Origin of the sequence: Arthrobacter stackebrandtii (assembly GCF_017876675.1) — a bacterium.
In the GTDB taxonomy this organism is placed as follows: Bacteria; Actinomycetota; Actinomycetes; order Actinomycetales; family Micrococcaceae; genus Specibacter; species Specibacter stackebrandtii.
Window position 1 is genome coordinate 681,994 of record NZ_JAGIOI010000001.1, and the last position, 25,538, is coordinate 707,531.

The 25,538-nt window shown below is 65.6% G+C and carries 20 protein-coding genes; 14 read left to right on the forward strand and 6 right to left on the reverse strand.

The window, feature by feature from the left end; genetic code table 11:
• Nucleotides 1-97: 97 nt before the first annotated feature.
• The 6 genes from JOF48_RS02805 to JOF48_RS02830 all read left to right on the forward strand — a co-directional run bounded on the left by JOF48_RS02805 (nucleotide 98) and on the right by JOF48_RS02830 (nucleotide 5,888).
• Nucleotides 98-1,780 (forward strand): NERD domain-containing protein, encoded by a 1,683-nt coding sequence (locus JOF48_RS02805; protein ID WP_209677095.1) that lies wholly within the window; start codon nucleotides 98-100, stop codon nucleotides 1,778-1,780.
• A 158-nt stretch (nucleotides 1,781-1,938) separates the two neighbouring features.
• Nucleotides 1,939-2,532, forward strand: coding sequence for a hypothetical protein (locus tag JOF48_RS02810; RefSeq protein WP_209677097.1), 594 nt, complete (start codon nucleotides 1,939-1,941; stop codon nucleotides 2,530-2,532).
• Nucleotides 2,533-2,593: 61 nt separating this feature from the next.
• Nucleotides 2,594-3,223, forward strand: a complete 630-nt coding sequence (locus JOF48_RS02815; protein ID WP_209677099.1) for a TY-Chap domain-containing protein — start codon at nucleotides 2,594-2,596, stop codon at nucleotides 3,221-3,223.
• A gap of 194 nt (nucleotides 3,224-3,417) precedes the next feature.
• Nucleotides 3,418-3,861, forward strand: a complete 444-nt coding sequence (locus JOF48_RS02820; RefSeq protein WP_203312756.1) for a hypothetical protein — start codon at nucleotides 3,418-3,420, stop codon at nucleotides 3,859-3,861.
• A gap of 80 nt (nucleotides 3,862-3,941) precedes the next feature.
• On the forward strand, nucleotides 3,942-5,147 hold the full coding sequence (locus JOF48_RS02825) for a YncE family protein (protein WP_209677101.1): 1,206 nt from the start codon (nucleotides 3,942-3,944) through the stop codon (nucleotides 5,145-5,147).
• A gap of 165 nt (nucleotides 5,148-5,312) precedes the next feature.
• Entirely contained in the window at nucleotides 5,313-5,888 is a 576-nt protein-coding gene (locus JOF48_RS02830; protein WP_209677103.1) for a hypothetical protein, read from the forward strand.
• A gap of 119 nt (nucleotides 5,889-6,007) precedes the next feature.
• Here JOF48_RS02830 and JOF48_RS02835 read toward each other — a convergent pair whose 3' ends face one another.
• Complete coding sequence (locus JOF48_RS02835) at nucleotides 6,008-6,418, reverse strand: peptidoglycan-binding domain-containing protein (protein WP_209677104.1); 411 nt, start codon at nucleotides 6,416-6,418, stop codon at nucleotides 6,008-6,010.
• 281 nt (nucleotides 6,419-6,699) lie between these two features.
• On the opposite strand from JOF48_RS02835, the gene JOF48_RS02840 reads away from it, so the two are divergent.
• From JOF48_RS02840 to JOF48_RS02875, 8 genes are all read left to right on the forward strand, one after another.
• The gene (locus tag JOF48_RS02840) at nucleotides 6,700-7,863 is read left to right on the forward strand and encodes an ABC transporter substrate-binding protein (protein ID WP_209677105.1); all 1,164 of its coding nucleotides are present in this window, start codon (nucleotides 6,700-6,702) and stop codon (nucleotides 7,861-7,863) included.
• 41 nt (nucleotides 7,864-7,904) lie between these two features.
• On the forward strand, nucleotides 7,905-9,668 hold the full coding sequence (locus JOF48_RS02845; RefSeq protein ID WP_209677106.1) for an ABC transporter permease: 1,764 nt from the start codon (nucleotides 7,905-7,907) through the stop codon (nucleotides 9,666-9,668).
• Nucleotides 9,661-10,788 (forward strand): ABC transporter ATP-binding protein, encoded by a 1,128-nt coding sequence (locus JOF48_RS02850; RefSeq protein ID WP_209677107.1) that lies wholly within the window; start codon nucleotides 9,661-9,663, stop codon nucleotides 10,786-10,788. The genes JOF48_RS02845 and JOF48_RS02850 overlap by 8 nt, the downstream gene beginning before the upstream one ends.
• Before the next feature lie 142 nt (nucleotides 10,789-10,930).
• The gene (locus JOF48_RS02855) at nucleotides 10,931-12,139 is read left to right on the forward strand and encodes an MFS transporter (protein WP_209677108.1); all 1,209 of its coding nucleotides are present in this window, start codon (nucleotides 10,931-10,933) and stop codon (nucleotides 12,137-12,139) included.
• A gap of 28 nt (nucleotides 12,140-12,167) precedes the next feature.
• Nucleotides 12,168-13,862 (forward strand): ATP-binding protein, encoded by a 1,695-nt coding sequence (locus JOF48_RS02860; RefSeq protein WP_209677109.1) that lies wholly within the window; start codon nucleotides 12,168-12,170, stop codon nucleotides 13,860-13,862.
• Nucleotides 13,859-14,545 (forward strand): response regulator, encoded by a 687-nt coding sequence (locus JOF48_RS02865; RefSeq protein ID WP_209677110.1) that lies wholly within the window; start codon nucleotides 13,859-13,861, stop codon nucleotides 14,543-14,545. Before JOF48_RS02860 ends, JOF48_RS02865 begins: the two co-directional genes overlap by 4 nt.
• Before the next feature lie 396 nt (nucleotides 14,546-14,941).
• A complete protein-coding gene (locus JOF48_RS02870) occupies nucleotides 14,942-18,148 on the forward strand; it encodes a glycosyl hydrolase family 95 catalytic domain-containing protein (RefSeq protein WP_209677112.1) in 3,207 nt (1,068 codons plus the stop codon).
• Between the two features lie 275 nt (nucleotides 18,149-18,423).
• The gene (locus JOF48_RS02875) at nucleotides 18,424-18,894 is read left to right on the forward strand and encodes a DUF6941 family protein (RefSeq protein ID WP_209677114.1); all 471 of its coding nucleotides are present in this window, start codon (nucleotides 18,424-18,426) and stop codon (nucleotides 18,892-18,894) included.
• Between the two features lie 83 nt (nucleotides 18,895-18,977).
• Here JOF48_RS02875 and JOF48_RS02880 read toward each other — a convergent pair whose 3' ends face one another.
• The 5 genes from JOF48_RS02880 to JOF48_RS02900 form a co-directional block, all read right to left on the reverse strand.
• Nucleotides 18,978-20,498, reverse strand: coding sequence for a SulP family inorganic anion transporter (locus JOF48_RS02880; RefSeq protein ID WP_209677116.1), 1,521 nt, complete (start codon nucleotides 20,496-20,498; stop codon nucleotides 18,978-18,980).
• A gap of 173 nt (nucleotides 20,499-20,671) precedes the next feature.
• Nucleotides 20,672-21,619 carry an aldose 1-epimerase family protein gene (locus tag JOF48_RS02885; protein WP_209677118.1) on the reverse strand — a complete coding sequence of 316 codons (948 nt, stop codon included), beginning with the start codon at nucleotides 21,617-21,619 and terminating at the stop codon, nucleotides 20,672-20,674.
• 149 nt (nucleotides 21,620-21,768) lie between these two features.
• Nucleotides 21,769-22,503 carry a copper homeostasis protein CutC gene (locus JOF48_RS02890; protein WP_209677120.1) on the reverse strand — a complete coding sequence of 245 codons (735 nt, stop codon included), beginning with the start codon at nucleotides 22,501-22,503 and terminating at the stop codon, nucleotides 21,769-21,771.
• A gap of 19 nt (nucleotides 22,504-22,522) precedes the next feature.
• Nucleotides 22,523-24,097, reverse strand: coding sequence for a M81 family metallopeptidase (locus tag JOF48_RS02895; RefSeq protein WP_209677122.1), 1,575 nt, complete (start codon nucleotides 24,095-24,097; stop codon nucleotides 22,523-22,525).
• The gene (locus JOF48_RS02900) at nucleotides 24,094-25,533 is read right to left on the reverse strand and encodes a sulfatase family protein (protein ID WP_209677124.1); all 1,440 of its coding nucleotides are present in this window, start codon (nucleotides 25,531-25,533) and stop codon (nucleotides 24,094-24,096) included. Before JOF48_RS02900 ends, JOF48_RS02895 begins: the two co-directional genes overlap by 4 nt.
• Nucleotides 25,534-25,538 lie beyond the last annotated feature (5 nt).

Here is a 25,538-nt window from a genome sequence, read left to right on the forward strand (position 1 = left end):
TGCTTTGTCGACCGGGGCGACACGCTGAGCACAACTTGGGCAGTGTCGTCCCACGCCAGTAGATTGATGACATCACCGATCATAGAAAGTTATCGCCATGCACCTCATCCCGCCCGACCCCGACTTCGTCGATGGCCAGACCGCGGAAAGGGCCGTCTGGGATGTCCTGAGGGCAAGCCTGCCTGACGAGGTCGTACTGGCACATTCCGTCCAGGTGCGTCATGGCCGGGCGGAGCATGAGATCGACATCCTGGTGCTATGGCCCGGCGTCGGAATCGCCGCCATTGAAGTCAAGGGCGGGCTGGTCAGCGTTGAGCACGGCCAGTGGTACCAGTCGGGCGGGACCGACAAGAAACACAAACTCCAAGATCCACTGGCCCAGTCCCAGGGCTCGGCCCACGCGTGGAAGGACTGGCTCGCCGACCAGATGGGGTCGCTGCTGACCAGCAGGCTTGTCTACATGGCGGCGTTCCCCTACTCCAGGGTGGCACCTGAATGGACGAAGTCGGGCAACCCCCGCTCAATGTTTCTGGACCAGGACGACCTGCAATCCCCAGCCGAGAAGATCCGCCACGCGATCGAGTCCGAAGGCGGCGGCACTGTTGCCTTGGCGCCGTCGTTCATGGAAAGAATCATTCCGCACCTTGAGGGGAACCTCGAACAGCCTGACGGGGACGCAGCCGGCAGGGAGGAGTACGAGGACCTGCAGGACCAGCTGACCGAGCGGCAGTCGGTGCTGCTGTCGGCAACGAGGTCGCTCCCCCGGATCAGGTTCACCGGCGGCGCGGGCAGCGGCAAGACATGGCTGGCCGTGCAAAAGGCGCGGGAACTGTGCAAGGCGGGCAAGCGCGTAGGCCTGTTTTGCTACAACAAGGGTCTTGGCATGCACCTGTTGAACCAGGTGCATGGGTGGCGGAGCGCGAAGCCGGCGTTCACGGGCGAGTTCCATGAGTACGTGCTGTCGCTGGGTGTGCCGGAGGGTGTCGGGCAGGAGTATTTCGATGTGGATATGCCGCGGCTGTTGAAGGAACTGGCCGCCGGGCTCCCGCAGGGCGAAAAGTTTGACGCGATCATCGTGGATGAGGCGCAGGACTTTGCGCCCAGCTGGTGGGAGGCGCTGCGGGCATGCCTGAAGGAACCCGGCGCGTCAGAGATCTACGCTTTCATGGACGACCGGCAGGATGTGTACAAACGCTGGGATTCAGCAGATGCTCTTCAGGATCTGGTGACCATCCATGTGGATGACAACCTGCGGAACACGAAGAAGATCGCCGAGACCTTCAAGTGCTTTGCCGGCGACAAGTTCACGCCCCGCGGCAGCACCGGGCTGGCCGTGCGGCGCGTGGAGTGCCTGCCGGAGGAGGCCATGGACGTGGCGAGCGACTGCGTGGATGCGCTGATAGCCGACGGGTGGGCGAACAACCAGATAGCGCTGCTGACGACGGACCGGAGGCACCCGATCCATCAGGAGTTCTTCGATTCTGATTCGTTGGACGAGTACTGGCGCGAGTTCCACGCCAACGAGGCCGAGTTCTACGGGCACGTGCTGGGGTTCAAGGGGCTTGAGCGTTCCGTGGTGATTCTGTGCGTGGATGGTTTCCGGGACATGGACCGGGCGGCGGAGCGCTTGTACGTTGGGCTGTCGCGGGCACGGACTCTGCTGGTGGTGGTTGGTTCCTCGGAGCAGCTGCGGGAGGCCGGCGGGAACCAGCTGGACCTGGCGCTGTCACGGGCGCAGACGTGGAGCCCCTACACGAGCAATCATCAGTCACGGTCATAATGGGCAGGGAGACGGAATCTCCCTTGTCGATATCCGGCGTCCCGCAACGTCCCGTCGATGCATCCCTGACCTACCGGCAATCGAAAATTCAGGGAGCGCTTGGAGACGCACTCAGACCAACACGCTACAGTGTCAGTGCGATCGGGTACCGTGCCCTTATGACATTGATTCCCGTGGCATCTCCGCGTTTCTGGTGGCGTACGACGCCAACGTGCGTTCAGCTTTGGGTCGACAGCGACCCAGACATTGATGACGGCCAAGGACCAAGGTGGCAAGACCGTGACCATCAACGTTGGGCTCGGATCGCCGCCGTTGTTGCACAGGTCGGCGAGGCAATCGCCGCTGGCGAGTGGATGGTCGATCCTGAAATGGACGGGTACGGATTAGTGCAGGTGCAGGACGACCTCTCCGACTTAACGAAAACCGAACGCCACATCATCAAGAAGTGGTTCAGCGCCTCGCAGGCGGTTCGATTTGATCCTTGGTTTGTTCCTCTAACCGATGGCCGCCATCGCCTCTGGGCGACCCTTCCGTACTTTGGTTCGTCCCTCGTGCCAATCTGTGGGGACGCGCTCGACTATGCCACTCCGGGGAACGCTGAGGCTCTTGGCAGCGGACGCGCATACTTGTTCTCAGAATCATTGGGACAGTTGGATTCCGTCACGTGGTTCGACCTGTCGGACCCTGCGAATCAGAGATTCCGGGCCGGGCTCGTTGAAGCGGCCGAAGGTGGGTTTCCGTCTCAGATTTGATCGTTGGGCACCGCTCTGGGCGCACACAACTCACAACCTGCAGACAACCTATGGAGCTCGCATGGAATCCGGAAACGTGAAGAAACCAGTTCGTCTGGTGGCCCTCCGTGCCGCGCCGGGGCTTGCTGGCCTCGGCGCTTTGGTCTGGCAGGCTGCACGGTTGCAGACTCGCCAGGGACGGCAAACTCCAAACCCAGTGCGAGCGCTTCACCGCGTCCCAGCGCATTTTGGCGGCGTGTTCCTGACACCGACTGACGTGGCTGCACCTCCGGCGTCCGAGGACTATCCGGAGCAGGGATGCATGGACCGGATGTGGCAGCTTCAGGTCAATTCCTTGTCAGGTGATGTCCAATGGCTCAAGGACGGCGACTTCCTCACCGTAAATTACTTGTCCGACGATCCGGACTACGCCGTTTACGAACAGCTGGCGCCTGAAGAGGGCGGCTTCCACTGCGAAGTGGTTTCAAACCAGTTCATGGCCGCCGACGACTGGCTGTTGGACGCAGGCTATCTCCACCAGTCAGGCTGGCATCCACCCGACGAGGAAACCCCCAACTGGTTCCGTGTGGTGGTTGGCGCCAAACTGGCGGCCGAGCAGCTCCTGCTTGCACTCCGCCACGGCCGCGGATGCGACGACGCGCGCAGGCTGCAGTGGAAGCCCGCGACCTTTCCGGGGCAGGCCGACGACTGACGACAAGGCCAGTGCGGTCAGGACCCGGTCATTCGCGAAACATGACAGTTAGAGTTTTGTAACTCCGAAGTTGTCAAGTCCAAAAGTTTTGTAACTCTGGGGCTGTCAAGTCTGGAGTTACAAAAATTTTGCAACTCCGCACCTGACTGCCATTTGGCTGCTTCAAGTGTCGTCCTGCGGTTAGTCTGGGGTGCATGACCGCAACCATTTCTGAGCCCGCCGACATCGACGATCCTGACGTGTGGGCCACGCAAACTGAGCTGGGCAAGGAGTTCGGCTGGACGGCCGTGGAAATGGGTCACTGCCTGTTGTTGCTGGGGCTGCGGATGGACCGGGAGCCAACGGCCTCAGCAAAGGACAACCTCCTGGTCCACACACTGGAAAGGTTCAACGGGACCGGTGCGGCATACACCCAGACACTTTGGCACAAACACGGTGTCTCGGAGCGGGTTTACGACTACAGCCGGTTGGTCGGCGGCCTGGACAATGCCACCGCCATCATTGGCGGCATCTCCACCAAGCCGGCCGCGAAGGCCAAGCAGAAGAAGCCGACGATCGCCCAGCTGGCCGAGCAGATTGAGGCCTTGAGCCAGCGCATCCAAATCCTGGAGTACGGCCAGGGTGATTCCGGTTCGTAGCGGCCGGCTAACAGGAAACTTCCAGCCGGGACGTGAAGGCTGTAGAGACTGATTGCTCTTTGACGGCCGGAGGAAGCCCCATGGATTCGGGAAACATTCAGGAACCGGCCCCGTTTGTGGCGCGCCGGGTGGTGCTGGGACTCGCAGGCCTTGGCGCACTTGGCTTGGCGGGCTGCACGGCTGCGGACTCCCCCGGCGCCGCTGACACCAAGCCCAGCGCGAGTGCTTCACAACTCCCCAGCGCAACTGCCGCCGCACCCAACCCGGAGCCGACAGCGTCGGAGGGTCCGGCGTCGAACTTCCTGCTGGCAACCTTGGCGCACACGGACAAGATTGCGCGGATCGATCCGGCAAACGAGGACCCCAACGCCGTTGAATTCCTGGCGGTGGGAGCGGCGCCGTGGGGAGTCGGCGTCCATGCCGCCGGGAACGCCGCGTACGTGGCGACGGCGGAGGGCCTGGCCGTGGTTGACCTGGCGACGTTCACGCGGACGGCCCTGGTGCCGTACCTGCATCCGGCGCCGTCGATCGGGCAGGGCGAGTACCGGCCCGGCGGGCTGGGACTGGCGGTGGCGCCGGACGGTTCCGCCGTGTACGTCGCCGTGCTGAGCGACGTGGAGACGTCGCACCTGGAAATGTTTGACGTGAAACGTGGCGTTTTCACTGGCTCCGTGCAGGTGGGGTGGCGTCCGTTCGACGTGGTGGTGGCACCGGACGGGGCGTGGGTGGCGACGATCGACCACGACAGTTTCTCGGTGACCGTGGTGGACCCCGTGGCGATGACGGCGAAGCGGCACGAGATTGCACCGTTTGGCACTGAGGGCGGGCTGGGGTCGTGGGAGAAGGTCCACTACGGCGCGGTGGAACCGGGAGGGACGATCCTGCTGCCGGTGCAGGGGAAGGTGGTGGTGAGGTTCGACCCGGGGACCGGCGCCTCGACGACACTGGCGAGTGCGGCGAACTCGCACGCCCACGGGACAGCGCTGGCGGGGCGGCACCTGCTTTCTGTGGGGACAGGCTCGTTTGGCAATGCCACCGGTTCGCCGAATCTCTCCATTCTGGACCTGGACACGGGCGAGGAGCGGATCGCGCCACTCGATGTGCCGCACGAGACTGTGGCCGCGTACACCTCTGCGGATGGCGACGGGTGGGCCGCTGTTGCCGGCGGGAACACGCGCGACATGGGCTGGGACGGGCTGACTTTTGTCCGGCTGTCGGACTTGGCGCAGCGGCGGCTGGACGTTGCCGGGTACCCGCAGGTGGTTGTTTCCTACACAACTGCGTGAGGCACAGCGCCTTGCACGGGGTCGGCGCTTCTCCTATGGTTGCTCCAGTTCGCAAGGCCCCAAGTTCCGGCGCCTCCAGGGGTCAATTCTCGTCGTTGACATCCGGGATTCAGAAGGCACAAACTGAGCGCAAGGTTGTGGTGGAAACTTATGGGAGGGGCCGTCATGTCACTGGAAATTCGTGCTGGAGTTGGAACTGGCAGGGCGAACTACCGCCAAGACGTTGCCACTGTCCAATTCTTTCTGGGCGTTACGATCGATGGCGTCTTTGGGCCCATATCGGCTGGAGCTCTCGCAGCGTTCCAGACGGCCAAGTTTGGATTCACCGACGGCTTCGCAGACCCCTGCGACATCACGTTCAAGCGGCTTCGGGGACCTCTCACTGACTCGTACAGCGCACTGTCGCGCGCACTGGTGCTGAACGCACTCGGCGAAACCGCCCTCGGCGCGGCAGCCACTCAAGAAGTCGCGTCGGCCGACGGCCTGGGGCTCGTGACAACATGGGCCCAAGGCGACGGCATCGCGAAGATCTACAGCCATCCGATCTGGGGGACCTGGGACGTCCGCGGCCTGATCCTGTCCCGCTATTTGGAGTTGGATGAGGAACGCGGAGCACTTGGCATGCCGATCTCCGGTGAACGCGACCACGGCAATTCCGGCGGCCGCATCAGCTACTTCGAGCACGGCAGAATCATTTTTGAACCGCCAAGCAGTGTCATTGAGACCATCGTTCCGGAATAGGCAGGCCCGCAACTGCTGCTGGGACACTTCGGGGCTTGGCCCCGCCGGGGTGGGTGGCGTGCCATGAGGCACGTGCCCCGTCACCGCGGGCCCGCCTGATCCGAGTACGTCCTTGGCTGCTAAATGTTGCAGCCTGACGCCCGTGCTGCAGTGTACGGATACCAGGCGATGGGCCCCGGCCCCATGTGGGGCTGGCACATGGAATTCCACGTCTGGGCTCCAACAATTCCATCAGGGGTCAGTCCCCAGAACTTCTGGAACTTGATGACCGCCGCCTTCGTGGCGGGACCGAACTTGTTGTCAACGGCCAGTGGGGCGTACGTGGATCCCATTCTTGGACGGAAGGCGTTGAGCAGCACCTGGATGTTGCCAACACAGCTGGAGTAGCCGCCATAGCTGTAGTTGTAGTTGACACACTTGCCGGCAGCCTCGGCAGGCGCCGGCGCCGCCACCGATGTCACTCCGCCAAACGCCATGGCCAGGGCCAGGGAAGCGATGGCCGTCTTGAACGATCGAGACTTCTTGCTCATTGAATTTCACCTTTCTCGGGGATTTCTACAAACGTATGGTGGCAGCCCATGAAAGTGAATGGGTTGAACTCCCCTCCCGGACGCCAGATGTCCCGACGACTGCCAACTTTGGGCCACCGTCGCAGCGGCGCAATGCGCCGCATGCGGACAGAAAATCCTGACCAATACGACCAAAAGCCCCCTTGCGGTTTCCAATACGACCAAAAGATTGTTGCCCACTCCGGCGCCCAGCACCATGAACACAGCAGCAAATCGTGTTCCATGTCACAAAGGAGTGAACAATGTCCCACACCACCCCGCTCTCCGAAAGCAGCCTCAGCCGCCGCAAGGCCCTTGGCTTTGGCCTGCTCGGCGCAGCGTCCCTGACAGCCGTGCTCACCGGTTGCAGCACCGGTTCCGACACGCCGGCTGCGAGCGCCGGAGCCGCAGACTTCCCCAGCTATTACCCTGCCGACTACTCGGCGATCGTTGACGCGTCCAAGGCCGAGGGCGGCAAGCTGACCATCTACTCCAACACCGACCAGGAAAACTGGGCGCCCATCCTGCGCGACTTCAAGGCCAAGTACCCGTGGACGCAGGTCTCCGCAGACAACCTGGACAGCGACGAGGTGTTCCAGCGCCAGCTCAGTGAGATGGCCACGGGGAAGGCACCGGCGGACATGCTGGTCTCCAACGCCGTCCAGGCCTGGGCCAACTACGCCTCCGATCCCAGCCGGCTGATGGCCTATGACTCCCCCGAGACGAAGGAGCTGCCGAAGAACGCCGTGCTGATGCCCAACGTCTGGGCCATGTCCCTTGACCCCGTGGGCATCCTCTACAACACGGCCCTGCTGAAGGATGAGCCGGCCAGCATCGAGGCGCTGGCCAAGACCGTCTCTGCCGACTCCGCCACGTTCAAAAACAAAATCACCACCCGAGACGTGAAGGGCGCCTGGGGCTTCACGGTCTCGCACGCCTTCACCGAGGGCAACTCCGATGCGTGGACCGGACTGGACGAGATCCTGCCGGCCGCCCGACCGGAAACCTCCTCCGGAACGCAGAAGGAAAAGATCATGTCCGGCGAGTACGTGGCCGGCTTCTTCATCAGCTCCGCCGTGGGATACCCGGCACAGGACGCCAGCGGCGGACTCGTGAAGTTTGTGCTGCCCACCGACGGCACCGTGGTGCTGGGCCGCGGAATCGGCATCACTCCCAAGGCACCGCACCCCGCCACTGCCAAGTTGTTCCTTGACTTCGTGCTCTCCGAGACCGGCCAGAACGCCGTTGCCGAGGGCGGGCTCAGCTCCTACCGCGAGAGCGTGGAACTGACCGAGGGCCGCCACACCTACCAGGAGGTGGAGAAGGTGGCCGGCAAGGACGGCATCATCCAGGTCCCCTACGAGGTGGTTCCGGACGCCGACGTCACCAGCTTTGTCTCCAAGTGGGACGCCCAGCTCGGCGCCTAGACCCATCCGCACGAACCAACTGTGACCAGGCAGGCTAAGCAATGACCATCACCCGCACGGAAAGTGCAACCAGGCCGGCGGCCAGCAGAACCACCCTGCCGGCGCCGAAGTACCCCCGGGTCTTCGGCGCCGGGCGGGGCAGGCTCCTGCAATACGGCGTCTTCATCTTCTTGGCGCTGTTTGTACTGGCGCCGATCGTCCCCATCCTCTACCAGTCCTTCCGGGACCGTCCGCTCTACGAAGTGGGCGGGCTGCTGACGGCCGACAACTATGTGCGGCTGTTCACGGATGCCGGCTTTGGCCTGGTCATCTGGAACACCGCGGTCTTCGCGATCGGCACCACGGTGCTGACACTCCTGATCGCCATCCCCATGGCGGTGCTGGTGGTGCGCACCAAGCTCCCGTTCGGGCGGCTGCTGGGCCTGTCCATGCAGTGGCCGTTCTTCATCTCCACCCTGATCCTGGGCTTCGGCTGGATCACGCTCTACGGGCCGGCAGGCTTCATCAGCGTCCAGGTCCGCGAGTTCCTGGGCTTCCTGCCCTGGAACCTGTACTCGCTGGGCGGCATGGCCGTGACCGAGGCCGTGGGCCTGGCCCCCATCGCCTACGTGTTCTGCGCCAACGCTCTCAGGCAGGCCGACGCGTCGCTGGAAAGTGCCGCCCGCGTCTGCGGTGCCGGCCCGCTGCGCATCCTGTTCAAGGTGGTGGTGCCGATGCTGCGCCCGCCGATCGTCTACAGCTCCATCCTAGTGTTCAGCATGTCGCTGGAAACGCTCAGCGTGCCGCTGCTTTATGGCACACCCGTGCGCATTGAGGTGTTCTCCACCTTCCTGTACACGAACGGCCTGCAGTCCATCCAGCCCGACTACGGAATCCTGGGTGCTGCGTCCACGCTGATCCTGGCCGTCACGATCGGCACCGTCGCCATCCAGGCGAAAGTCCTGAAGAACTCCCAGCGCTTCATCTCCGTCCGCGGCAAGGCCACCCGCCCCCGCCTGCTGGATTTGGGCAAATTCAAGTGGGTCGCCGCCGCGGCGATCGTCATCTACATCGTGTTCGGTGCGCTCCTGCCCATCCTGGGCCTGGTGTTCCGCTCTTTCACGCTGATCTTCACGCCGCTGGCCAACCCGTTCAACACGCTCACGCTCTCCAACTACGGCCGCGTCTTCACCTTCCCCGTCTACATCCAGTCCATCACCAACAGCGTCACGGTGGCCGCCGCAGGCGCGGTGCTGGTCAGCGTGCTGGCGCTTCTGGCCGTCCTGGTGGCCCGGCGTTCCCCGTTCAAGTTTGCCCGCAGCGTTGAGTACCTGGCGCTGATGCCGCAGGCCATGCCGGGCATCATCGTGGGCATCGGCTTCTTCTGGGTCTTCGCCCTGGTGCCGGGCGGCGGGCTGGTGCAGGGCACCCTGATGGCCCTCATCGTCGCCTTCGGCCTGCGGGCGCTGCCCACCGCGTTCGGCTCCATCGCCCCCGCCGTCATGCAGATCGGGCGGGAGCTCGACGACGCAGCCCGCACCTCGGGTGCCGACTGGTTCGGCACGTTCTTCCGCATCCTGCGCACGCTGCTGAAGCCGGCCTTCGTGGGGGCGCTCATCCTGGTGTTCGTCACCATGATGAAGGAATACTCCGCGGCGCTGTTCCTCTCCTCTGCCAACACCGGGGTCATCGGCACCACCATGCTGGAGCTCTGGGTCCAGGGCAACACCGGCTCCGTGGCAGCCCTGGCCACCATTCAAATCACGATCACCGCCGTGTTCGTCGCAGTTGCGAACATGTTCATGAAGGGACACACCGATGCCTGAAGTCAAAGTCTCCGGCCTGCACAAGAAGTTTGGCGACACCACCGTGCTGAACGACATCAATTTCACCATCAGGGAAGGCGAGTTCTTCACCCTCCTGGGCCCCTCCGGCTGCGGCAAGTCCACCACCCTGAACTCCATCGCCGGACTGGAATCCCCGACATCGGGCTCCATCACCGTGGGCGGGACGCCGTTCGTGGACACGGAGAAGAAGGTCTATGTGCCCACCGAGGAGCGCAACCTGGGCATGGTGTTCCAGTCCTACGCGCTCTGGCCGCACATGACGGTGGAGGCCAACCTGGTGATGCCGCTGGCCATCCGCAAGGTGTCCAGGGAGGAGAAGGAGTCTCGGATCCACGAGGCCCTCGACACCGTGGGCCTGGCCCACCTGAAGGACCGCTTCCCGCACCAGCTCTCCGGAGGGCAACAGCAGCGCGTGGCCCTGGCCCGCGCCCTGGTCTACTCCCCCTCCGTGCTGCTCCTGGACGAGCCGCTGTCCAACCTGGATGCGAAGCTTCGTGAGCAGTCCCGCGCCTGGCTCAAGCGGCTGCAAGTGGAGCTGGGCATCACCACCGTCTACGTCACGCACGACCAGGACGAGGCGCTGTCCCTCAGCGACCGGATCGCGGTCATGTTTGAGGGGAAGATGGCGCAGATCGGCACGCCCGCGGAAATCTACGAGAAGCCCGCCACCGCCGCCGTCGCCGCCTTCGTGGGCAGCTGCAACTTCTTCACCGGCATCCTCGAACACACCGCCGGCGGCACGGCGCACGTCCGCCTCGACAACACCGGGCTGGTGGTCAAGGTGGCCAGCACCCTGGAACTGTTCCCGGGCGACGCCGTCACCGTGGCCGTCCGCCCCGAACGCCTCACCATCACCCCGGCCACCGCCGACACCAGCGGCGCCAACGTCCTGGAAACCACCGTGCTGACCCGTTCCTATGTGGGCTCCCGCTACGAGTACGGGCTGAAGCTGGGCAGCAACGTGGTCCAGGTCATCTCACCCGTGGGAAACCTCGACGGCGGTGTGCGGCTGGTGTTTGAAGCAGACGATGCGCTGTTGTACGCAGGCGCCGACGTCCCGTCGGCTGAAGCCCAGGAACTCATGACCGTGAGCGCCTGAGCCGCACGCCATGACCCGTTCCCCCAAAAACCCCCGGAAGGTGCCGAGGCAATCCCCCAACATGCCGCGGCGCCTTCCGGGTTTCCCCAGGCGCGCTGCGGGCCGTTCCCCGCAGCGCGCTTCCGGGCGTCCGCCAAGGCCCGTGAACGCCAAACTGGCCGTGGGGCTGGTGCTGGCGCACGCCGTCGTCATCCAGACCATCACCTTCGGCATGCGCCCCACCCTCTCCTACGCCGTCCTGGACGCGGGCGGCTCGCAGGCGCTGCTGGGCGTGCTGGTGGCCGCGTTTGCGGTGCCGGCGCTGCTGCTGGCGCTGCCCGCCGGGCACATCATCGACCGCACGGGCGAGCGGGCGTCCCTCATCGCGGGGGCGGCGGCGCTCATTGCGGCGGCGGCGCTGGCACTATTTGGCGGCGGCTCGGTGGCCGTGCTGCTGCTGGCCACCATGTTCCTGGGCGTGGGCCAGCTGCTGTCGGTCATCGGCGAGCAGGCGATCGTGGCCAACACGACCAGCCGCGGGCAGTTCGATTCCAAATTTGGCCACTTCACGTTTGCCTCCTCACTGGGCCAGACTGCCGGGCCGCTGCTGCTGGCCCTGCCCGGCGGCACGCTTGAGACGCCGCCGCTGGCACTGATCTTCACCGTCTGCGGCGCCCTGTCCGTGGTGCTGCTGGGCATTTCCTTCTTCGTCAGTAGCTCGGCCAAGGTGCCGGTGGAGGGCGAACGGCTGCGCATGCTGCCCGCCGTGGCCTCCCTGCTGCGCACGAAGGGACTCATCCGGGCCCTGCTGGCCGGGTCCATGGTGCTGGCGTCGGTGGACCTTTTCCTGGCCTACCTTCCCGCATTGGGTCATGAGCGCGGCATCGCGGCCGGGCTGGTCAGCGCCATGCTCGTGGCCCGTTCGCTGCTGTCCATGTTCTCGCGGCTGTTCCTGGGCCCCATGGTCCGGGTGCTGGGCCGGCGCCGGGTCATGGTCTGGTCCATTGCCCTTTCTGCCGCGGCGCTGCTGCTCTTTGCCCTGCCGCTGCACGTGTCGCTGCTGCTCCTGCTGGCGTCCATCTACGGCTTTGCCATCGGCACCTGCCAGCCCATCACCATGTCCTGGATCGCAGAGCTGGCCGACCCCGGCACCCGCGGGCTCGCCATGTCGCTGCGCCTGGCCAGCAACCGGCTGGGCCAGACGCTGCTGCCCACCGCCCTCGGCGCCCTGTCCGCAGTGGCCGGCGTGGCGGGCGTTTTCCTGGGGACCGGGATCATGCTGGCCGGGGCCGCGTGGTCGGGGGCCGCCGTCGGACAGGCCGCCGGCAGCGAACCGGAAGGGGTGCCCGATGGCAGGACAACCGGTATGTAAGCTGCGCCACATCTGGCAAAATAGGGGGATGCGACGACGGATGACACTGCGGGACCAGCTGCTGATGCTGCAGGTGGTCATCGTCCTGATCACCGTGGTGGGGACGGGTGCCGTCGCGTTTCTCTCCCAGCAGCACCAGCTGCGCTCCAACTACCAGGACCGGATGGTGGGGGTGGCGCGGCAGGTGGCCACGAACCCGGTGATCCTGGCCGCATTCAACGACGCCGACCCCAGCCAGGTCATCCAGCCCATCACGGAGCTGATCAGCAAGTCCTCCGGCATTGCGTACGCCGTGGTCATGAACGCGGACGGCATCCGCTACTCGCACCCCGACCCCGGCAAGATCGGCAAGCACGTCTCCACGGATCCGGAGGAGGTGCTCTCCGGCGACATGTACGTGGGCACCCAGACCGGCACCATGGGCACATCATGGCGCGTCAAGGTGCCCATCTTCAACCCCGAGCATGAGGTGATCGGGGCGGTGTCCGTGGGTGTCCTGGAATCCGACATGCGCAACGAATACCTGGCCAACGCCGCCTGGCTGTTCATCACGATCGGCATTGCCGCGATCTTTGGCGTGGTGGGCGCGGCGTGGGTGACCGTGGTGATCCGGCGGCGCATCTTCGGACTGGAACCGGAGGAGATCGCCGGGCTGCTGGACGAGCGCGAGGCCATCCTGCACGGTGTGCGCGAGGGCGTGCTGGCCGTGGACGAGAACGGCCGCATCGCCCTGGTCAACGACGCCGCCGTGCGCCTGCTCTCCCTCGGCGGGCGGACCGAGCTCGTGGGAAGGCCGGCCCGCGACACCCTCGAACCGGCGCTCGTTGAGCTGCTGGAGGGCGACGGCGCCGAGCAGTCCCTCATACTCTCCGGCGAGCGCGTGCTGCTGGTGCGCCGGGACGTGGCGAGGATTGGCGGGCGCGAAATCGGCGCCATCCTGATCCTGCGCGACAACACGGAACTGCACACGCTCATGCGCGACCTTGACGGCGTGCAGGGCCTTGCCGACGGGCTGCGCGCCCAGGCGCACGGCTTTGCCAACAAGCTGCACGTCATCTCCGGGCTGCTGGAGCTGGGCCGCGTGGAGCAGGCAGTGTCGTTTATTTCGCACGAACGCTCCGGCGGGGCGCTGACGCGGCTGGCCGGGCAGTCCGGCATCAGCGAGGTGGAGGTGGCGGCGCTGCTGCTCATGAAGCAGGTGCGGGCCGACGAGCTGGGGATCGACATCTCCGTCAGCGACGACTCCGTCCTGCCGGCCCTGGCCGCAACCGCGCGGGGCGAGGCCCTGCGCGAGGACCTGCTGACCATCACCGGCAACCTGATCGACAACGCCGTGGAGGCCACGGGCACCGGCGGCCGGATTTCCGTTTCGGTGGCGCTGGCCGGCGGATCTGGCGGCCGGCTGCTGGTGTCCGTGGCCGACTCCGGCGAAGGGATTGCACCGCAGCTGCGGGAGCGAGTCTTTGCCGCCGGCTACTCGTCGAAGGCGGCGCTGCCCGGCGCCGTGTCCACGGGCCGCGGCATCGGCCTGACACTGGTCAAGCGCATTGCCGCCCGGCACGGCGGCACCGTGTCCATTGGCGACGGGCTCCCCACCACCGGCGGCCTGTCCGTTGCGCCCGAGGGTGGAGCCGGGCTTGGCGCCAGGATTACGGTGGAGCTGCCCATCCCGGCCGGCGCCATCTTCGCTGCCCCGGCCCACCATGCAGGGGTGAACCAATGAGCGCCCAGCTGCGCGTGGTGATTGTCGAGGATGACATTGGCGTGGCCCTGGTCAACCGCGAATTTGTCTCCTCCCACCAGGGATTCACGGTGGTGGGAGAGGCACACAACGGAAGGGACGCCGTCGACCTTCTTGAACGGCTGCGGCCCGATGTGGTGCTGCTGGACTTTTACCTGCCGGACTTTTCCGGGCTGGAGGTGCTCTCGCGCATCAATCCGGACGTGCTGGGCGCCATGGAGGTCATTGCGGTCACGGCCGCGCGCGACGTGGACAGTGTCCGGCTGGCCAGGGCCCGCGGCGTCCGGCACTACCTGGTGAAGCCGTTCATGGCGGCGGCCCTGTTCGAGCGGCTCGAGGAGGTGTCGCGGCAGTTTGACACTGTTCGGCGCACGTCGCGGGGAAAGCTGCTGGACCAGCGCAGCGTGGACGCGCTCATTGCCAGCACCGCCGCGCGCTATGCCCCTCCGCCAAAGGGCCTGTCCGAGGTCACGCTGCAGCGCGTGCGCCTGGCGCTCCAGGCGGCGGGCACGGATGTGTCGGCCGCCGAACTGGCCGAGCTGGTGGGCATGTCGCGGGTTGGCGTGCGGCGGTATCTGGAACATCTGGTGGACATTGGGCGGGCCACCCTTACCCCGCGCTACGGCGCCGGCCGCCCCGAGAACAGGTACAGCGCCTCCTCGTAACCGCGTTGCGGTGCTCTCCGCCCTCGCCGGCCGGGCTTTGCCCATGCGCAACCATGACACCCTCAACGTGCGCAGCCATCACGGTGGCGCACACCCACGGCACGCGCGTGCGCATAGCCAAAGTCGCGGCGGCGGGCCAACCTGTCCGGACTTTGTGCATGCGCAACACCAACAGGCGGCAACGCGCAGCCATCACGGTGGCGCTACCCTGGACTGCCCGCTGGCGCATGTCCAAAGTCGGGGCGCCCGCGGCTCCACCGCGCACGTGTCCACATCACGCAAACACGTAGACATCGGATGTTATGCATGCCAGTATGGGTTGTTGTCGCGCAGATCACAGGAAAATCCGGCCATGCGCGGTTTAGACACCCGACCAATGCAGCTCAGGAGTTGTTCATGTCCTTCGCATCCCCCAGCCGTCGCAGCCTATTCAAGCTAGGCGGGGCCCTCGCGCTGACGCCCCTCGTAGTGCAGGCCTTCGCCAAGGGCGCCACTGCCGCCCAAAACGCAGTTCTCGCCCCGCACCCGGCCCTGTCCACCCACGCGCTCTGGTACCAGCAGCCTGCAACGGTCTGGGAGTCCGGGGCACTGCCCATCGGCAACGGCCGCCTCGGCGCCATGTTCTACGGCGACCCCGTCCGCGACAGGATCCAGTTCAACGAAGAGAGCCTCTGGGGAGGCGTCAACAACTACGACAACGCACTCGCCGGCCAGGGCGACGGCGCCTACGACACCAGCGTCACCGGCTTCGGCTCCTACCGGAACTTCGGCAATGTGGTCATCACGCTCGCCGAAGACCAGGCCGCCCCGCCGGTCATCACGGCCCCGGGCGGCCCGTACAAGATCTGGGGTGCCGAGGACGTGGACAAGTCCGTCGACGGCAATACCGGCACGAAGTGGTGCATTGACGGCCCGCCGGCAACGGTGAGCTGGCAGGCACAGCTGCCGTCCGCCGTCGCGGTTTCCCAGTACACCATCACCAGCGCCAACGACGTCCCGGCCCGCGACCCGCAGAAGTGGACCTTCTCCGGCTCCCAGGACGGCACCACGTGGACCGTGATCGACTCCCGTGAGCAGCCACCTTTCGAGAACCGCAAGCAGGCCAAGGACTTCACGTTCGCCAACACCACTGCGTACAAGTTCTACAAGTTCGACTTCAGCCCCAAGGCCGGCGTCAGCCACTTCCAGCTGTCTGAGATTTCACTGGCCGGCGTCAGCATGGGCGGGCAGGCTGCGACCTCCTTGTATGTTTCCTCCCCCACGGGCCAGTCCGACGGCGACGGCGCCGGCTCTGACATCCTGCGCACCTTGGACGGCAACCCCGCAACGGCGTGGACGGCACCCAACCCGGGAGCCGGCGTCGTCTGGCAGGCAGACCTGGGCAAGGCAGCGGCCCTGACCTCCTACGCGCTGACCTCCGCAGCCGACGCCGGCGAGGACCCGACGTCATGGACGCTGGAAGGCTCCAACAACCGCCGTGACTGGACCGTCCTGGACAGCCGCGAACCCGGCGCATTTGCCGGCCGCGGCGAGACGTCCACCATCACCCTGGCGGGCGCAGCTTCCTTCAGCTCCTACCGCCTCACACTTCACGCCGCTGCCGGCTCGGCGAAGCTGCGCATTGCCGGCATCGAGCTGGCGGGCAACGGCTTTTCGTCGAAGAACGCCGCCGCCGTGGCCGAATACAAGCGCGCCCTGGACCCGTCGGTCGGCATCCACATCACCCAGTTCGGCACCACCGGCAACCGCGTGATGCGCGAGGCATTCGCCAGCAAGGAAGCCGACGTCATCGTCATGCGCTACGAGACCGAGCGCGCCGGCGGAATCACCGGGACCGTGGCCATCAGCTCCGGCCAGGAGGGCGTCACCACCACCGCCGACGCCGCCGCCAAGTCGCTGCACTTCTCCGGCGAAATGGCCAACCAGCTCAAGCATGCCGCAACGCTGAGCATCGTCGACACCGACGGCCAGGTCACCGGCTCCGGCGCGGACCTCCAGGTCGCAGGCGCCACCGCCATGACGCTGATCCTGGACGCACGCACCAACTACAAGATGGACGCCGCCGCCGGCTGGCGCAGCACCGATCCCGAGCCCCGCATCGCCGCAGCCATTGCCGCGGCGGCAGGCCGCAGCTACGAATCCCTGCGCGAGGAGCACTCTGCGGAACTGTCCGCCTTCATGTCCCGCGTGTCCGTTGATTGGGGCACGACGCCGGATGAGGTCGCCCAGGTGCCCACCGATGTCCGGCTGGCCGCCTACGGCGCAGGCCAGGACGACCCGAGCCTGGAACAGACCCTGTTTGCCTACGGCCGCTACCTCCTGCTCGGCTCCTCCCGCCAGGGTGGGCTGCCGGCCAACCTGCAGGGCGTGTGGAACGAAAGCAACACCCCGCCGTGGGCGTCCGACTACCACACCAATATCAACGTCCAGATGAACTACTGGGGCGCCGAGACCGCCAACCTCTCCGAATGCCATGTGCCACTGGTGGAATACGTGAAGCAGGTGGCGGTGCCTTCACGGGTTGCCACCCGCAACGCCTTCGGTGCCGAGACCCGCGGCTGGACCGCGCGGACCAGCCAGAGCATCTTCGGCGGGAACTCCTGGGAATGGAACGTTGTCTCCAGCGCCTGGTACGCCCAGCACATCTACGAGCACTGGGCCTTTAGCCAGGACCGGAAGTACCTGGTTGAGACGGCACTGCCGATGCTCAAGGAAATCTGCAACTTCTGGGAAGACCGCCTCGTGGAAGACGCCGACGGCAAGCTCGTCTCGCCGAAGGGCTGGTCGCCCGAACACGGCCCCACCGAAGACGGCGTCATGTACGACCAGCAGATCATCTGGGACCTGTTCCAGAACTACGTCGACCTGGAGGACGCCGCCAAGGCGGACCCGGCCTACCGTGACAAGGTCAAGGACATGCAGTCGCGCCTGGCACCGAACAAGATCGGTGCCTGGGGCCAGCTGCAGGAATGGCAGACGGACCGGGACGACCCCAACAACATCCACCGCCACACCAGCCACCTGTTCGCCGTCTTCCCGGGACGCCAGATCAACCTGAAGGAAAACCCCGAGCTGGCCGCGGCCGCCCTGGTGTCGCTGAAGGCCCGCTGCGGCGAGCGCGAGGGCGTGCCGTTCACGGAGGGAACGGTGTCCGGCGACAGCCGGCGCTCCTGGACGTGGCCGTGGCGTGTGGGCCTGTTCGCCCGCCTCGGCGACGCCGAACGTGCCCAGTACATGCTGCGCGGACTGCTGCGCTTCAACACGCTGCCGAACATGTTCACCACCCACGCGCCGTTCCAGATCGACGGCAACCTGGGCATCACCGGCGGCGTGGCAGAAATGCTGATCCAAAGCCACACCGGCAAGATCGAGCTCCTGCCGGCACTGCCCGCCGCGTGGAAGGACGGCTCCTTCAAGGGCCTGCGCGCCCGCGGCGGATACCAGTTGGACTGCACGTGGAAGGACGGGAAGGTCACCGAGGTGGTCCTCATCGGAGACAAGTCCCCCAACCAGGGCAACATCACCATCTCCATGAACGGCAAGGATTACAAGGTCAAGCCCACCAAGCCCGGCCACAAGACCAAGCCCTTCTCACCGAGCTAACCCCGCCCCCCTCCGACGCCGCATCAGATAATCGGCCTTTTCCCCCAACGCGGCATCAGATAAATGGCCGTTTCGTCCAACGCTGCATCACTTTCTGGTCCCGGCCGGGCACGGCGAGCATTGCCGGGCCCGGCCGGGGCCAACAGCGAAAGGGGGCGTGCCCGACGTCGTTCTTCATAAAGGGCCATGCCGGCACAACCGCCGGCTCTTGGGCCTATTGTGGAAGCTATTCCCGCCCCGGGGAATGGCTAAGCCTTGGAGGCCTGCGCGTGACAATGAGTTCAAGTACTGGCAGCGGCACCGTGCTGATCGCGGATTTCGTCAACGTCGACGCGGCCGGGAAGGTGAACATCATTGGCGGCGGCATCCAGTTCCTGGGCTCGGACCCGGAGACGGGGCTGACCGCGCCGTTTGCCGTGTATGTCAACGTCACCGTGAGCATTCCGCTGTTTGACGAGACGTCGGCCGCGGTGGAGGTGGTGCTGGTGGACACCGACGGGCAGCCGGTGGTGGTGCCGAGCCCGGAGGGGCCGAACATCATGCGGTTCAACCAGGACGTGGATTTCCGGCACACAGTCCGGCCCGAGGTGCAGCCGCCGCCCATGGGGTTTCCGGGGACGTCGAACATTGTGCTGAACTTCCCCGGCGGGCTGCCGCTGCCCACCGGTTCCAGCTATGAATGGGTGGTGCTGCTGGACGAGTCGCGGCTGTGCTCCACCACCTTCTTTGTGCCGGGTGCGGAGTAGCTTCCGGCCTTGACGCTCCACCCTGTGCACGGACCAACAGCGGCAGGGGACGCGACCGCCGTCGTGCATCAAGGGCGCAGGGCTCAGCCGCCCAGCTTTCCGGCGAGGCGCTCGCGCATGCGGGTGCTGGCATCGTTGAGTCCGACAATCTCCACGTCCTTGCCGTGGCGCCGGTATTTGTCGGTGATGGCGTCGAGGGTGGCGCTCGTGGAGGCGTCCCAGAGGTGCGATTCAGCCATGTCGATGATGACGCGGTCCGGGTCCAGGGCGTAGGAGAACTGCGTGTAGAGGTCGTTGGATGAGGCGAAGAACAGCTCGCCGTTGACCACGTAGGTGACGCTGCCTTCATCATCCGCGGGCACCCGGGTGACTGTGACAAAGTGGGCGACGCGGCGGGCGAACATGACCATGGCCAGCACCGTGCCCGTGCCGACGCCGATGGCCAGGTTGTGTGTGGCAACCGTGGCGATGACGGTTGCGACCATGACGAAGGTTTCACTCTTGGGCAGGGCCTTCAGGGTGCGCGGGCGGATGCTGTGCCAGTCGAACGTGGCCCAGCAGACGAAAATCATGACAGCGACGAGCGCGGCCATGGGGATGACCGAGACGACGTCGCCGAGCACCACGACCAGGAGCAGCACGAAGACTCCCGCAAAGAAGGTGGAGATGCGGGTGCGGGCGCCGGATGCCTTCACGTTGATCATGGTCTGGCCGATCATGGCACAGCCGCCCATGCCGCCAAAGAAGCCGGTCACGATGTTGGCGACGCCCTGGCCCCAGGCTTCGCGGGTCTTGTTGGAGCGGGTGTCGGTGATGTCGTCCACGAGCTTGGCGGTCATGAGGGATTCAAGCAACCCCACAAACGCCATCGCGAGGGCGAACGGGAAGATGGTTTGGAGCGTTTCGAAGGTGAACGGGACGTTGGGAATGAGCAGTGAAGGGAGCGAGTCCGGCAGCTCGCCCTTGTCCCCCACCGTGGGAACGGCAATGGACGCCAGCACGGTGACGAGCGTCAGGACCACGATCGCCACGAGCGGCGCAGGCACGGCCTGGGTGAACCGCGGCAGGACAAACATGATCAGCAGGGCGGCTGCCACGAGCGGATAGACCAGCCACGGCACCCCGATGAGCTCCGGCAGTTGGGCGATGAAGACGAGGATGGCGAGCGCGTTGACGAATCCGACCATGACCGAGCGCGGAATGAACCGCATCAGCCTGGCCACGCCGGACACCGCGAGGATGATTTGGATGACTCCTGCGAGGATGACGCAGGCAATGAGATAGTCGACGCCGTGCGACCTCACCAAGGGGGCGATCACCAGCGCCACGGCGCCCGTTGCTGCAGAGATCATGGCCGCGCGTCCTCCCGTGAACGCGATGGTCACTGCCATGGTGAAGGCAGCGAAGAGGCCAATCCTGGGGTCGACGCCGGCGATGACGGAGAACGCGATGGCTTCCGGGATGAGCGCCAGGCCCACAACGAGTCCGCCGAGGATCTCTGTCTTCAGCCTGCGAGGGGACTTCAACGTGCCCCACACCGACTGCAGTTGCTCCGGTGTCAGTGCGTCTGACTTGGTGGTGCTGGCGGCCAAGGTTGGCTCCATTCATGGTCGGTCGGGCGGGCTCCTCCACCTTAACGCAACCGACTGGCGAAGGAGCCACCGAGCGGCAGGGCCGTTCCTTTCCCCTGCCAAGAATTTCCCTGGCGCCGCCGCGGCACCGGGCGTTGGTGCTGCAGGGAGCAGGCGCCTACATGGGGCAGGGGGAGATGCGCCGGTTAACCGCCGAAGATGGTCCAGCTGGCGGCGTGGGAAGTGCCCGGTTCCAGGGCGATCAGGTCGGTGCCGGAGTTGAAGGCATCGGGCGGGCAGGTCATTGGCTCCACGGCCAGGCCCCTCCGGCTGAGGGCGGGGTCCGGCTTGTCGGCGGTGTGGATTTGGAGCCACGGGCAGGAAGCATCCCAGCGCATGCCCACGTGGCTGCCGGAGGGGTCGGTCACCGTCAGCTCGGAGGTGCCGGTGACGTCAGCAGCGAGGCCGGTGAATGCGTGGTCGATCTCCGTGGAGCCGATGGTCCTGGCGGCCCGGAAATCGAAGGGGTGGCCGTCCACGGCGCGCGGCTGGAGCGGCAGCAGTCTGTCGGGCGTGACCTCGAGGAATTCTGCGGCATCGACCTGCAGCGTCCACTCATCGAGCGGGGCCGGCCCGGCCACCAGGTAGGGATGCGGGCAGACCCCGTAGGGGATCCGAACCACGCCGTGGTTGCTGGCGGTCACGGTTGCGTGCAGCCCGTCGGCATCGAGCCGGTACTGCGCCACGAGGGACAGCGGCCCGGGATAGCCGCGGGACGGTTCGAGCTCGCAGCGCAAGGTGAGGGAATCGGCGTCGTGCTTCTCCACCTCCCACAGCCGGTCAAAGACCAAGCCGTGAAGGGCCGTGCCGCGGTCGGGTTCATTCAGGTGCAGGTGCTGGACGACGCCGTCCCAGCGGTAGGCGCCGTCGGCAATGCGGTTGGGCCACGGCGCGGCGATGATGCCGCGGTAGTCCGGAATGCGCTGGTCGGGGTCAAATGGCACGACGAGGTCGCGTCCGGCCAACTGCAGCTCCGAGAGAGCGGCGCCCCGGGACGTGAAACTTGCCGAATACCCTCCTGCGGCAATCCGGAAAACGTCGCCGTTTGCACTCGAGTGCTGCACGCGGTTGGCGAGAAGTACATTTGATTCCATCAAAACTCCTTGGTGAATGGGGCCGTGTCCCCGTGGCGACCCATAAACTCTTCCGATCCAGTGTTAGCGCTCACAGGTGGCCTGTCAAGCAATGCCCACGCCGGGAGGCGGGTTCCGGACCGCCAAGGTTCAGGCCGCCAGATCCAGCGTCAGGACATGGACCCGGCCGAATCAAGGGCCCGTCTGGCTTCTGCCACAAGGTTGGCACTTGTCGCGTCGAGTTCCTGGGCTCCCCCGCCCGGACCGGCAGGGTTCGGATCGTTGAAGGGGACTCGGGCGGACAAGTGGACGGACCCGACGCCGAGAGCAACCAGGGCGGGGATGTCTTCGATGCGCACACCGCCGCCTGCCATGATCTGAATTCCCGCAGGTCCCTGCTGCACCATCGCTTCAAGCACGGCGCCCCCGTCGATACTGCGCACGGCTCCGCCCGAGGTGAGCACGCGCCCGACACCGGTGCCCTGCAATCGCAGGAGCTGCTTCAGCGGATCCGCGCATGCATCAATCGCGCGATGGAAGGTGACCGGCAGACCGTCGGCAGCTTCAATCCATTCCTCGAGTGCGGCAAGGTCGATGTCGCCATGCCGCGTTAGGGCTCCCACCACCACCCCATGCACTCCGGCGGCCCTCAGATGCCGGATTTCACGGCTCATCGCGAAAATTTCCTCGCTGGTGTAGACGTATCCGCCGCCTCTGGAACGCACCAGGGCATGGACAAAGTCCGGCCGCCCTTGCCCCTGCTCCAGGACAGCCTCAACTGTTCCGTTGGAGGGCGTCAAACCGCCCAGCCGCAGCGCGGTGCACAACTCAACACGGGTGGCGCCGCCTTCCACTGCCGCGCGGGCCCCAGCCGGGTCCTGGACCGCAATTTCCAGATCAGTCATTTGTTTTAGCCTTCCAGCTTTATCGGCGGTGGATGCGGGCGGTCAGGGACGGTGCTGCGCCGTCGGCGGCAAAGGGGAACACGCCGTCGGACAAGTGGGAATGGCCCAGCCGCAACAGGTCCTGGTCCACCCCGCCAGGGGTGAGGGCAAGCTTCCAGCCCGCGGCGGCATCAAACAGTTCCGGCTCCAGGTAGCCGATCTTGACCACGATAATGCCGAACTCCGACGGGTCCAGTCCCAGCTGCGTGAAGTCGGCAATGTGGTGGAAAGGCTTGCGGCGTTCGGTGACAATGGCAAAGACGTTGCCCACCTGGATCACGGCCTGCGTCCCGGCGGTGGGATCACCCTCGGTGATTGAGTAGACGGTGCCCTGCAACCGGACCGGGCCGTGGGCGTTGTGGTCAACCCGCGCACCGGCTTCCAGGTCCACGGACCCGCCGACGCCTGCGGCCACAGCCTGGGCGACGGCTCCGGCGTCGAAAATCGAGGCATGGACAAGACGGACATCCGCCGCGGCAAGCGTGTCGCTGGCGATCAACTGGGCCAGGGTCCAGGTGACGTCGCCCGCTCCCCCGGCGGTTGGATTGTCCCCTGTGTCGGAGAGGAAATACGGCCGCGGCGCATCCGGTGCGAGGGCTGCCTCGATGCCCTCTGCCAAGGTGGCGGTCTCTGCCACGAAGGCAAAGTCATCCCGGGCATCCCAGTACAGGGAGGCCAGCCGTTCCGCTTCCCGCCGAATGACTGCCTCGTCATCGCCGGTGACGACGACGTATGCCTGGCACCGTGGCTCGTCGGCCCAGGCGTACCCAACCCAGATTGCGGCGTCGACGACTCCGTCCAGCGCAGCAACCGGCGGCACCTGGTCATAAATGCCCTTGGCCGGCTCGATCCTGGTGCTGGTCTTTTCCCCGGGCAGCAGCACTGGAACCGGCACCCAGGCCTTCAGCGGGCGGCGCTTCTGGACATCGGCGCCGTCCATGGAGCGAAGGCGCGTCAACAGGTTCCAGACGGCCCGCTCCTTGGTGTTCATCTCATCCTCATGCGGCGCCATGCGGTAGCAGGTGATGAGGTCGACGCTTTCCAACAGCTCCCAGGACACGTTGCCGTGCAGGTCCATGGACGTTGACACAAGGACACCGTCCCCGAGGGCTTCGCGCACATGCCGGGCAAGGTCGCCTTCGGCATCCTGCCGGCCGATGACGCTCATGGCACCGTGGATGTCGAAGAACAGGGCATCCAGGTGCCCGGCGTTCCTGATCCGCTCAACAATCTCGTCCCTGAAGGCAACATACAGGTCCGCATCCACAGCACCGCCGGGGAGCGAACGGGCGTGCATGAGCGGCACCCACTCGGCAGCGCGCCTCAGCTCCCGCCCCTCGTCGAGGAAGGGATAGTAGCCAATCAGGTCTTCGCCGCGGCGGACGGTGAAAGCTTCCGCGCCGCTGATGTGCGGGGAAAAGGTGCTGGATTCGATGGAGATGCCGGCGATGCCAATCCGTGGCCGCGGCAACCCGCCGTCCTGCAGCGGTGCCAGCGGCGGGCACCAGACCTCGGATTGGTCGGGCAGGCCTGTGGCGTTTAGCTGTGCAGTCATCGTGTTCCTCGCATGAATCCGGTGGAGCGCTCAAAAGTTTCTATCATTTCCAGTGCCTTGTCATTCTTCTCGGCCCAGAGGTTGGTGGCCTCACCGGGATCGGTGTCCAGCTCGTAGAACTGTCCGTCCCCGCGGCCGGTGTCGTCAGGTGCCCCCACAGGTTCGGAGAAGCCACCTGATCCGGTACCAAAGATGGCTTTGCCCGGACCGCTGCGCAGTACCAGTGTTCCGTCGAAGGCCTGGTGTCCCAGGATCCTGGAGTCAGCCGTGCTGCTTGAATCTGCGGAAAGGGCTGGGGCAAAGGAGACCCCGTCACCCAATTCGGTCGCTGCAGACGGCGCCGCGCCGGCGCCGGCTTCCGGCGATGACAGCAAGTCAGCAAGGGTGGCACGCACATCCATCAGGCTGACCAGGTCCGTGCAGACATCACCAGCTTTAATTCCCGGACCGGCCACTATCAGCGGCACCCGGTGTCCGGCCTCCCAGGCATCTGCCTTTTGGCCGCGCCAGGGCCCGTTGGGGCGGTGGACTTCCACATCGCCGTCTTCCGGGAACATGGTGGGAGCGCCGTTGTCGGAGGTAAAAATGAAGATTGTGTTCTCACGGTCTTCTCCCAACGCCTCCAACAGCTGACCCACCATCCAGTCAACCAATACAACTCCGTCGCCGCGCACGCCGGCGTTGGAGCTGCCCTGGATGAATTCCGGAGGAACACAGGGCCGGTGCGGTGCAGCAGTGGCCACATAGGCAAAGAACGGCTTTCCGCCGTGGCGCTGTTGTGTGATCCATTCGGCGGCCTTGGCAACCACTGTGGTGTCGACGGCGTCGTCCCGCCAGCCCGGGCTCTGCAATCCGGGGCGCTGGGACGAAACCAAGTCTGGTTTCTCTTCCAGCGGCAGCCCTACCGCGCGATCCTGGTCAAGGAAACAGTAGGGTGGCATGTCGAGGGATCCGGCAATGCCAAAGTAGTGCTCAAATCCCAAGTCCGTGGGACCGCCGGTAAACGGCACCTCATAATTGATGTCCCGTCCGTGCCCCTGCATTTGCGCCGCAAAATCGGTGGCAAAGGCGTCCCGTTTGGACCCGTCCAAAGCTGTCCAGTCGAGACCCATGTGCCATTTGCCAAACGCACCGGTGGCATAGCCGGCTTCTTGGAAGTCCTTGGCCAGCGTGGCTTCTTCCGCGCCGATGATGGCAGGATCGAGCCCACCAAGGACCCCGCTTTTCAGGGGGCTGCGCCAGGGATACGAGCCGGTCATCAAGCTGTACCGGCTGGGGGTGCAGACGGCCGATGAGGCGTGGGAGTCCGTAAACCGCACCCCGGCCTGGGCCAGGCCGTCCAGGTTCGGGGTGCTGATTCTTTTCGCCCCGTAGCAGGAGAGGTCTCCCCAGCCCAGATCATCTGCCAAGACCACCACTACGTTCGATTGGGCCACGACGG